The 8,903-nt window shown below is 73.0% G+C and carries 7 protein-coding genes and 1 pseudogene; 1 reads left to right on the top strand and 7 read right to left on the bottom strand.

What is annotated here, in order from left to right:
- From K6I34_RS24790 to K6I34_RS24765, 6 genes are all read right to left on the bottom strand, one after another.
- On the bottom strand, window positions 1-1,053 hold a 1,053-nt coding region (locus K6I34_RS24790; protein ID WP_229328564.1), incomplete at its 3' end, for an AMP-binding protein.
- An 89-nt stretch (window positions 1,054-1,142) separates the two neighbouring features.
- Complete coding sequence (locus tag K6I34_RS24785; protein WP_229328562.1) at window positions 1,143-2,258, bottom strand: M14 family metallopeptidase; 1,116 nt, start codon at window positions 2,256-2,258, stop codon at window positions 1,143-1,145.
- The gene (locus tag K6I34_RS24780; protein ID WP_229328561.1) at window positions 2,255-3,034 is read right to left on the bottom strand and encodes a hypothetical protein; all 780 of its coding nucleotides are present in this window, start codon (window positions 3,032-3,034) and stop codon (window positions 2,255-2,257) included. The genes K6I34_RS24785 and K6I34_RS24780 overlap by 4 nt, the downstream gene beginning before the upstream one ends.
- Window positions 3,035-3,108: 74 nt before the next feature.
- Complete coding sequence (locus K6I34_RS24775; RefSeq protein WP_229328560.1) at window positions 3,109-3,828, bottom strand: iron-containing redox enzyme family protein; 720 nt, start codon at window positions 3,826-3,828, stop codon at window positions 3,109-3,111.
- 51 nt (window positions 3,829-3,879) lie between these two features.
- The gene (locus tag K6I34_RS24770) at window positions 3,880-4,998 is read right to left on the bottom strand and encodes a hypothetical protein (RefSeq protein ID WP_229328559.1); all 1,119 of its coding nucleotides are present in this window, start codon (window positions 4,996-4,998) and stop codon (window positions 3,880-3,882) included.
- 335 nt (window positions 4,999-5,333) lie between these two features.
- A complete protein-coding gene (locus K6I34_RS24765; protein ID WP_229328558.1) occupies window positions 5,334-6,422 on the bottom strand; it encodes a hypothetical protein in 1,089 nt (362 codons plus the stop codon).
- 202 nt (window positions 6,423-6,624) lie between these two features.
- Here K6I34_RS24765 and K6I34_RS24760 point away from each other — a divergent pair, with 202 nt between their 5' ends.
- Complete coding sequence (locus K6I34_RS24760; protein ID WP_229328557.1) at window positions 6,625-8,292, top strand: aldehyde dehydrogenase family protein; 1,668 nt, start codon at window positions 6,625-6,627, stop codon at window positions 8,290-8,292.
- Window positions 8,293-8,358: 66 nt separating this feature from the next.
- On the opposite strand, the pseudogene K6I34_RS24755 reads toward K6I34_RS24760, so the two are convergent.
- A pseudogene (locus K6I34_RS24755) lies at window positions 8,359-8,775 on the bottom strand (MOSC domain-containing protein); the annotation flags it as partial.
- Window positions 8,776-8,903: the final 128 nt, after the last annotated feature.

Below are 8,903 nucleotides of genomic sequence, written 5' to 3'. Positions count from 1 at the left end.
GGTGGTGACTCGGGCCCCGGCGCCGGGGTCGGGCCCGGACACCATGAGCGTGGCCTCGGCGAGCCCGTAGCCCGGTGCGACACGCTCGGCGGCGAACCCGGCGGCGGCGAACCGTCCGGCGAACCGCTCGACGGTGGCGCGCCGCACCGGTTCGGCGCCGTTGACGGCGAGCCGCCACGCGGACAGGTCGAGGGCCGCGACCCGCTCGTGCTCGGGCCCGGCCTTGCGGGCGCACAGCTCGTACGCGAAGTTGGGCGCGGCGCTGAAGGTGCCGCGGAACCGGGTGAGGTTCGCCGGCCAGCTCAGCGGGTCGACCATGAACTCGAACGGCGAGGAGAGGACGGCGTCGACGCCCGAGCACAGGGGCAGCAGGATGCCGAGGATCAGGCCCATGTCGTGGTACGGCGGCAGCCAGGACACCTGACGGTCGTCGGGCGTGATCCGGAAGCGGTCGAGCATCGCGGCGATGTTGGCGAGGAGGCCCTCGTGGGTGACGACGACGCCGCGCGGGTCGCCGGTGGAGCCGGAGGTGTACTGGAGGAAGGCGGTGTCACCGGTCTTCGCGGAGTGCCACGGTGGCGTGGTGGTCGCTTCCCCGACCGTGTCGGTGGCGAGGCCCGGTACGCCGCCCGCGACCGCCTCCCGGTGGCCGGCCAGGCGGTCGGCGACGGTCGTGAACAGGGCGGGCCGCGCGTCGCGGACGATCGAGGCCACCCGTGCGGCTCCCGCGGGCGTGTCGGGCGGGTTGGCGGGTACGGCGACCACGCCCGCGTACAGGCAGGCGAGGAACGCGGTCACGTACTCGGGCCCGGGCGGGTGCAGCAGCAGGACGCGGTCGCCGCGCCGGACGCGGTCGCGCAGGGCGGCCGCGAGCGCCGAGGCCCGGGTGTCCAGTGCGCCGCGGGTGACGGCGAGGGTGTGGCCGGGGGCCTCCGGGTCGCGGGAGTCCGTGACGTAGCGGAAGGCGAGGGCCTCGGGGGCGCGCTGTGCCCGGTCGCGGAGCAGCGCGTCGAGCCCGCCGGTCAGCGGCAGGGGCAGGGAGCCGATCGACATGTCGTGTGCAGTCCGTTCTGTGCTTGTCTCTGTGCTCGTCTCTGTGCTCGTCTCTGTGCTCGTCCGCACGGATGGGTGCGGCGGAGGGGTCACGGTCGTACGGGCCGGGGCCGCGCCTCGGGGGCGAGCCCGGCCAGCGCCGCGTGGAGGACACCGGTCCCGGCTCTCAGTACAGCGTCGCGCCAACCGGGGTCGTCCGGGTAGAACGCCGCGCTCATGCGCCGGGCGAAGTCCTCCGCGCGGGCCGGGCGGGCGGCGGGGTGGAGCCACAGCCAGTTGTCGGCGCGCAGCGCGGTGAGCACGGCGAGGCCGTCGGCCGTACCCATCTCCAAGGTGATCGCGGTGAGCTCAGGGCCGTCGCCGAGGACGTCGGCGACCAGGCCCGCGCTGTTGCCGGTGATGGGCGTGGAGCTGGAGGTGCCGTCCTCGGAGGCCGTGAGCGCCGGGCCGTACCAGGCGCGGGCGCGGGCCGGGGCGCCCGCGTCGCGCCCGCCGCGGAAGATCGGCTCGACGGCGCCCGGCGCGCCGAGCCCGGTGTGGAGGTCGACGTACGCGACGGCCTCGGCGCCCGCCGTGTGCTCGGCGACGACGTCGCGCAGGGTGCGGTGCGACCACGAGGGGGCGGTGCCGCCGTGGAAGAGCCCGTCCGGGTGGGTCCACTGGCCCTGGGTAACGGCCTGTTGGAGAGCGCGCAGGCCGTGGACGGCGGCGAACTCGCCGAGCCGGGCGTCGGCCTCGCGGTGTGCGGGGCCCTCCCAGTCGCCGGGGACGAGGAACGGGTGGAGCCCGGCGTAGTGCGCGTTGGCCGGGGGCCGGGCGTGGTCGACGAAGTTGCGGTTGACGTCGACGTTGTCCTCGTCGACGCGGCGGCGGTGGGCGAACCCGAAGGGGTTGAGGGCGTGCACGGCGACGAAGGCGACCCCGGGCGTGTCGTACGGGTAGCCGTCCGCGAGGAGGGCGCACTGGAGGGCGGAGCCCGCGTAGCCCTCGATGCCGTGCGTGCCGCTGACGCAGAGCACGACGCGGCGCGCGCCGGGCGGGCCGATACGGGCCACGTCGGTGTACAGCGGTTCGCCGCCGGGGCCGGTGGCGCGGGTGTTGCGGTGGCTGCTCAGGGCGGCGCCGCGGGCCGTGGCGCGGGTGAGGAAGGCCGAACGGGCTTCGGCGTAGCTCTCGGAGAAGAACCCGGAGAAAGGCGTCGTCATCGGGCCGCTCCCCCGGTACCCGTTGCGGCCGTTGCGGCCGTTGCGGCGCCGAACGCACGGAGGAGGGCGGCGGCCCCGGCCCGGGTGCCGACGTCGAAGACGCACAGGACGCGGTCGCCGGGCCGGGTGGCGCGGGCGAAGTGGGCGTTGACGGCCTCGTCCCGGCACCGGGGCAGCCGCGGGTAGAGGTCCGGTGGTATGCCGATGCCGGAGATCACCCCGGTGGCGGGGTCGAAGGGGTGCCCGGGTGCCAGCAGCGCCGCGATCCGTGCGGCGCGCTCCGCGTGCGCGCGGTCCTGGGGCGCGCCGGTGCAGTCGGGGTAGAGCGAGGTGCCGGGAATCCTGGTGAAGGCGCGCATACCGCACAGGACCACGGGGTTGTACGTCTTGAGCGCGATGAGGAGCGGCAGGTCGTCGGCGGTGTGGCCGAGGGCGGCGAAGTGGGCGCCCCAGCTGGCGCGGAACACGCCGGTGTGGCGCAGCCCTTCGGCGACGAACTGCGTGGTGGCGTGCAGCAGTTGCGCCCCGGAGGGGAGGCGGTCGCGGCGGGAGGCGAGGGCGCCGACGGCGTTGCCGTCGGGGCCGACGGCCACGGTGATCAGCCCGGCGGACCGGAACATGTCGCGGCGCAGGGCGAACAGCTCCCGCATGCGCAGGCTCGGCAGGGCGGCGGTGAGCCCGTCGACGAGCCACTGCTCGCGTTCCCCGGTCAGCTCCGCGGGCGGCCTGATGTGGACCAGCCGCAGGGCGTGGCGGTCCGCCGTGACCGTCGTCATCGCATCTCCCCCGTCATCCCCCGTCGTCCCGTACCGCCTGTACCGCCCCGCGCGTCTTGCGCGTCTCGCGCGCCTCATGCGTCGAGGGGCGCGGGCAGATCCAGGCGTGCGTGCGGGTCGACGGTGAGGCGGTGGAGCTCCAGGAAGTACAGCTGCCAGAGCTGGTAGATGTCGCGCAGGTGGGCGAGGGTGCGGGCCTCGTCCTCGGGGGTGCGGACGAGGCCCGCGAGGACGTCCCAGACGAAGTCGTCGTGGTCGTCGTCGAGATCGGTGCCGACGTGCGCGCGCTGCCCCTTGACCTTGTCCGCGCCCAGGGCCTTCTCCAGGTTGTCGAGCCAGGAGGGCTGGGTGCGGGTGGTGGTGTACTCGACGAAGTAGACGCTGGCGACGAGGGCGAGCGGGCTGTTCTCGTACTCCAGTCCATACTGGAGATAGCCCGTCAGAAGCTTGGTGGAGAGCAGGGGTTCGGTCGCGTAGATCTCCTCCTTGGACACGCCGACCTTGGCGAGGTCGGCGGCGAAGAGCGCGTCGTGCAGCATCTCGTCCTCGGTGTAGTGCGCCCATTTCTTGGCGGTGACCGGGTCGGTCTTGGTCCAGTGGCGCAGGGCGAGGGCGTCGATGGTGCGCTTGCGGCGCAGGCGGAGGATGGTCTCGATGTTGTGGCGCTTGTAGTAGGCGAGGTTGATCTCCTTCGCCTCCAGCTGGTGCCGGGCGGAGGGGACGTTCTCGTAGAAGTCCTTGATGCACTGGTCGAGGTAGGCGTCCACCCGGGTGCGGAATTCCGCGCTCTTCATACGGTCCGGTCCTCTCTCCTGGTCGTCCGGTGTGTGCTGCGTGACGGGTCCTCAATGGCAGCCGCATCCCGCCCTGTTGGTGCGCCGCAGGCGGCGGGTGGTGGCGGAAGCGCCCAGCAGGACCGCGCCGGTGCCGTCGACGACGGCGGAGCCGGGGCACAGGAAGGTGAGCGCGAAGCGGGTGAACGGGGTCAGCCCGAGCCCGAGGTGCACCGCGCCGTCCACCGCCCCGTAGACCTCGTTGAGCCCGCAGTTCGCGGGGACGGCGGCCATGTCCGTGTGGATGCCGAAGCCGAGTTCCCACACCGTCCGGTAGCGCTCGTCTGCGTCCAAAAGCGCGTCGAGCGCCTTGGCGGCACCCGCGGCGGCGGGGTGGTCGGTCCCGGGGCGGCAGGCGGTGACGGACCCGGCGACGACGGTCACGACGACGGGGTGCCGGTGGAGCGGCAGCAGCTGCCGGAAGAGGTCGTCCTGGGGGCCGTCGAGGGCCGGGTCGTAACCCGCGTGCACGATCGGCCAGCCGCGCAGGGTGAGTTCGCCGTCGAGGGCGAGCCGGCACGCCGGGTCGAAGTCGGTGATGGGGCGCGGCAGGATGCTGATCTCGCCGCTGGGGGCGATCTGCTGCTCGCCGGGCCCGAGGCGGCCCGCCTGGAGGTTGACTTCCAGCTCCGGCCCGTCGAGGCCGACGGCGCAGGAGGTGCCCTGCGCGGTGTCGACGATGCGCAGGCCGCCGTCGGTGGCGGCCTGTTCAAGACCCGCGAGGAACCGGTCGGCGCGGGCCGCCTGCGCGTCCGGGTCGGTGCGCTCCAGTACGGACAGGAAGTAGCGGAGGTGCCCCTCTTCCACCGGCGTCGAGCCGCACGGCATCACGGAGATACGGCGGGCGCCGACGGCGGCCGGGTCGGGAGAGGTGACGAAGGCGCCCGGGCGGACGACCAGGAGGTCGGCGGCCTCGGGGACGCGGGTGGTGAGGAGGCTCTGGAGCGTGTCCTCGGGGCGGGCCGCGACGATACGGGCCTCGGCGTAGCCGTGCGGGCCCTCGATGACGAAGCCGTCGGCGACGGCGGCATCGGTGACGAGGCAGAAGGCGCGCTTGCCCTGGGAGGGTTCCTCGGTGCCGGCGAACTGCCGGTAGGCCGCGGGGCGTACGACCAGTGGGTGCGCTACCACGGCTTCCTCCTGGGTCGGCCGGATCGGCGGGACCGGCGGGCGGGATGTGCGAGGCTGGTGGTTCGGCGGGTGGGCCGGGCATCAGTCGGCCCACCCGCCTCCTGACACTGCGGGGCCGGCCGCCGCGGGCCTGTCGTGCCTGTCGTGCTCGACGCGCGGCCGAGCCGGTGCCGCCGTACTGCTACTGGCCGGGTCAGCCCAGGAGGGTGCCCAGGTAGTTGCTGTTCTTCTTGACCTTGATCTTCTTGTCGGTCTGCACGGAGTTTCCTCCTTCCGGAAGGGGGACGGTCGTTCTCCCGTACACGTACGCGTACGGGAGTTCATGGGTGCGGCCGTCATGGCCGGGGGCCCGGCACCGCCGTGGCGACGCGGTCCTCGGTGTAGCCGCCGTCGACGCCCAGGACACGGGTCCCGGTGTCGGTGTAGACGGTGGTGCCGGGAGCGATGATGTCCAGGTGGTACTGGGTGTACGGGGTGAGCCCGAGGCCCCAGTGGAGGCAGCCCTCGGTGCCGCCGTACACCTCGTTCATCGCGTGATTGCCCGGGAGCAGGTCCAGGCTGGTGTTGAGGGCGTGGCCGATCTCCCAGACGATGCGGTAGCGCGAGTCGACGGCGAACATCGCCTCCAGCATCTCGACGGCGGGCAGCGCGCCCGGCGTGTCGGCCCGCAGCCCGGTGATGGCGCCGTCCTCGACGCGGGCGACGACGGCGCTGCCGGTCATCGCCGCCAGACGGGCATGGACCCGGGCCTGGTCGCGGCGGGTGTAGGACGGGGTGCCGTTGTGCAGGATCGGGTGCCCGGAGAGGACGATCTCGCCCTGGAGCGGCAGCCGCAGGTCCTCGTGGAACTCCGTGATCTCCACGGGCAGCACACTGATCTCGCCGGACGGCACGATCTGCTGCTCGCCCCAGTCGAGGGGCCCCGCCTGCTGGTTCCACTCCAGGCCGTCGGCGAGGTGGTCGAGGACGGCCACGGTGCCGCGCCGGTCGTCGCGGTAGACGAGGTGGTCCGCGGCTTCGAGACGGTCGAAGAAGGTGTCGGAGAAGGCGCCCTGCTCGGCGGCGGAGGTACGTTCCATCACCCCGAGGAAGTGCCGCACGGTCTCCAGGGTGGTGGGCGTGGAGTTGCAGGCCATCGCCATGAGCTTGCGCCGGGGCCCGAGGTCCTCGGAGCGCGGCGACGCGAAGAACGCGCCCGGCGAGATCGCGAGGACGTGCGCGGGTTCGGGCACGCGCTCGCGCAGGACGTCCTCGAAGCTCTCGCCCTCGTCCATGGGCACCGTCAGGCAGGCCGCGTAGCCCTCGCCCCCGGTGATCTCGATCTCCTTCGTCAGCCCGGGGTTGGTCACCAGGCAGAACACCGCGCCCTGCGGGTCGCCGAACTGCTGGAGCCGACCGGGGTCGACCGCGATGACGGGGCTCATCGGGCACCCACCTCCTGACACTCCTGACCGTCCGCACCGGACGCGCACCCTCGCGACGTACCGGTGCCTTTGCAACGTAGGCGCAACCCGGTCTGCGGGGCGTCTACCGGATGTCCACCGGCCCGTACGCGGTCCGCCGTGCCGTTGCGGGCGACGCGGCGGACCGGGCATGTTCGAGGTACGACTCGCCGAGGGGGCACACGTGGAACGGACAGACGTGTCGGTGCTGCGCGACGCGGCGGCGGAGTGGGCCGCCCTGCCGCTCCCCGGCCGATTGGCGCTGCTGACAGCCATGCGTCCGGGGATCGTCGCGGCGGCGGAGCGCTGGGTGGCCGAGTCGTGCCGGGCGAAGGGCATCGCCCCCGGAGCCCCGGCCGCCGGGGAGGAGTGGCTCACCGGGCCGTACCCCCTGCTCACCTACGTCGACGCCCTGGCCCGGACACTCGGGGCGGTGTGCGCGGGCCGCGATCCGCTGCGCGGCGCCCGGTTCTTCTCCCGGCCCGGCGGCCGTACGGCCGTCCGCGTCCTGCCCTTCGAGCCGGCCGACCGGCTGCTGATGTCCTGCTACCGGGCGGAGGTATGGCTGGCGCCGGGGGTGGACGAGGCCCGGGCGCGCGCCGGTGCCGGACGCGCGGGCACGGACGCGGACGCGCCCGGCGTGTGCCTGGTGCTGGGCGCCGGGAACATCAACTCCATCGCACCGCTCGACGTACTGCACCAGCTCTACGCGGCGGGCAAGACGGTGCTGCTCAAACTCAACCCGGTCAACGACTACCTGGCGCCGCTGCTGGAGGAGGTCTTCGCGCCGTTCGTGACGCGGGGGTTCGTACGGATCACGACGGGCGGCGCGGCCGTGGGCGCGGCCCTGGTGCACGACCCCGGCGTCACGTCCGTACACATCACGGGCAGCGCCGCGACGCACGACGCGATCGTGTTCGGCACGGGCGCGGAAGCCGCAGCCCGCAAGGCCGCGGGCAGGCCCGTCCTCGCCAAGCCGGTGACGAGCGAACTCGGCGGCGTGGGCCCCGCGATCGTCCTCCCCGGCCCATGGAGCCGCGCGGACCTCCGCTACCAGGCCCGCCACCTGGCAGCCCTGAAACTCAACAACAACGGCTTCAACTGCGCGGCCGTACAGGTCGTGATCCTGCCGCGGGAGTGGGACGCCCGAGCGGAGTTCGTCGCGGAGCTACGGTCCGCACTGCGCGCGGCGCCCGCGCGGGCTGCGTACTACCCGGGGGCGGGAGAACGGCAGGCACGAGCGGTGGCGGGCCGGACCCACGTCCAACTGCTCGACTCCGCCGAGGTGCCGCGCACGCTCCTGACGGGCATCGCCCCGGACTCCGATGACGCGGCGTTCCGCACCGAGTTCTTCGGCCCGGTCCTCGCCATCACGACACTCCCCGGCCGCACCCCGGCCGCGTTCCTGGACCGGGCCGTGGACTTCTGCGACTCGTCCGTGTCCGGCACGCTGGGCGTGAACCTGATCGCCCACCCCCGCACCCTGCGCGGCCTCGGCCCCGGCCTTCACGAGGCGGTGGCCCGCCTCCACTACGGCACGGTGGGCATCAACTGCTGGACGGCGGTGGGCTACGCGCTACCGCGAGCGGTATGGGGCGCCCACCCCGGACACACGCTGGCCGACGTAGGCAGCGGCATCGGCACGGTCCACAACGCGCTGCTGCTGCCTGGTGCAGAACGCACGGTAGTGACGGGCCCGTTCCGTGCCCTGCCCCGGGGGCCGGCCCCCGTCCCCCCATGGTTCGTCGACAACCGCACGGCACACCGAACGGGCGAACTCCTCTTCGCGTACGCGGCGCGTCCGTCGGCCCGGGGGCTGGGGAGGGTGATGGTGTCGGCGTTGCGCGGCTGACGAACAAGTCCGAGCCGACTCGGGAGCGAAGCCAGGATCACGATCCGCTCACGCCCGGGAAGGAATTCAGACCCGGTCCAAGGGCCGGTGCGGTCCGTCGGGAAGCTCGGCCCTGATCGCGTCCCCCGGGCACACCACGCCGCCTTCCTTCACAACGCTCATGATTCCGGCTTTGCGCACGATGTTCCCGGCCTCGTCGCGGCCGACGACCTGCTTCAGCAGCCCGTGCTGAAATTCTTCTATCTGCCGACAGGGATTGCGCAAACCGGTCACCTCCACCACCGCGTCGTCACCGATGTGCAGCAGCGTGCCGACGGGAAGCCCGAGCAGATCGATACCGTGAGTGGTGATGTTCTCGCCCATCTGACCGGGGGCCACCCGGAACCCCTCTTCACCGACCTCGGAGAACAGCTCTTCGTGCATGAGGTGCACCTGGCGCAGGTTCGGCTGAGTGGGGTCCTGCGCGACACGTGACCGGTGCTTGCTGAGGTTGAACTCGTGATGGCGGGTGGGTTGGTCAAGGTGGCTCGATGATCAGGCCGGTCTCGGCGAGGCAGCCGTCGAGCAGGTGCGGGCGGTACTGGACCTTCTTCAGCTTGCGCTTCATGACG

It is taken from the genome of Streptomyces sp. UNOC14_S4, assembly GCF_020740835.1.
Taxonomy (GTDB): Bacteria; Actinomycetota; Actinomycetes; order Streptomycetales; family Streptomycetaceae; genus Streptomyces.
Note: the sequence above shows the minus strand (reverse complement) of the source record. Positions and strands in the feature narration are given on the sequence as shown.

Coding starts and splice junctions, on each gene's coding strand:
- K6I34_RS24775 (WP_229328560.1), bottom strand. CDS start 3,828: ATGAAGAGCGCGGAATTCCGCACCCGGGTGGACGCCTACCTCGACCAG.
- K6I34_RS24765 (WP_229328558.1), bottom strand. CDS start 6,422: ATGAGCCCCGTCATCGCGGTCGACCCCGGTCGGCTCCAGCAGTTCGGC.
- K6I34_RS24780 (WP_229328561.1), bottom strand. CDS start 3,034: ATGACGACGGTCACGGCGGACCGCCACGCCCTGCGGCTGGTCCACATC.
- K6I34_RS24785 (WP_229328562.1), bottom strand. CDS start 2,258: ATGACGACGCCTTTCTCCGGGTTCTTCTCCGAGAGCTACGCCGAAGCC.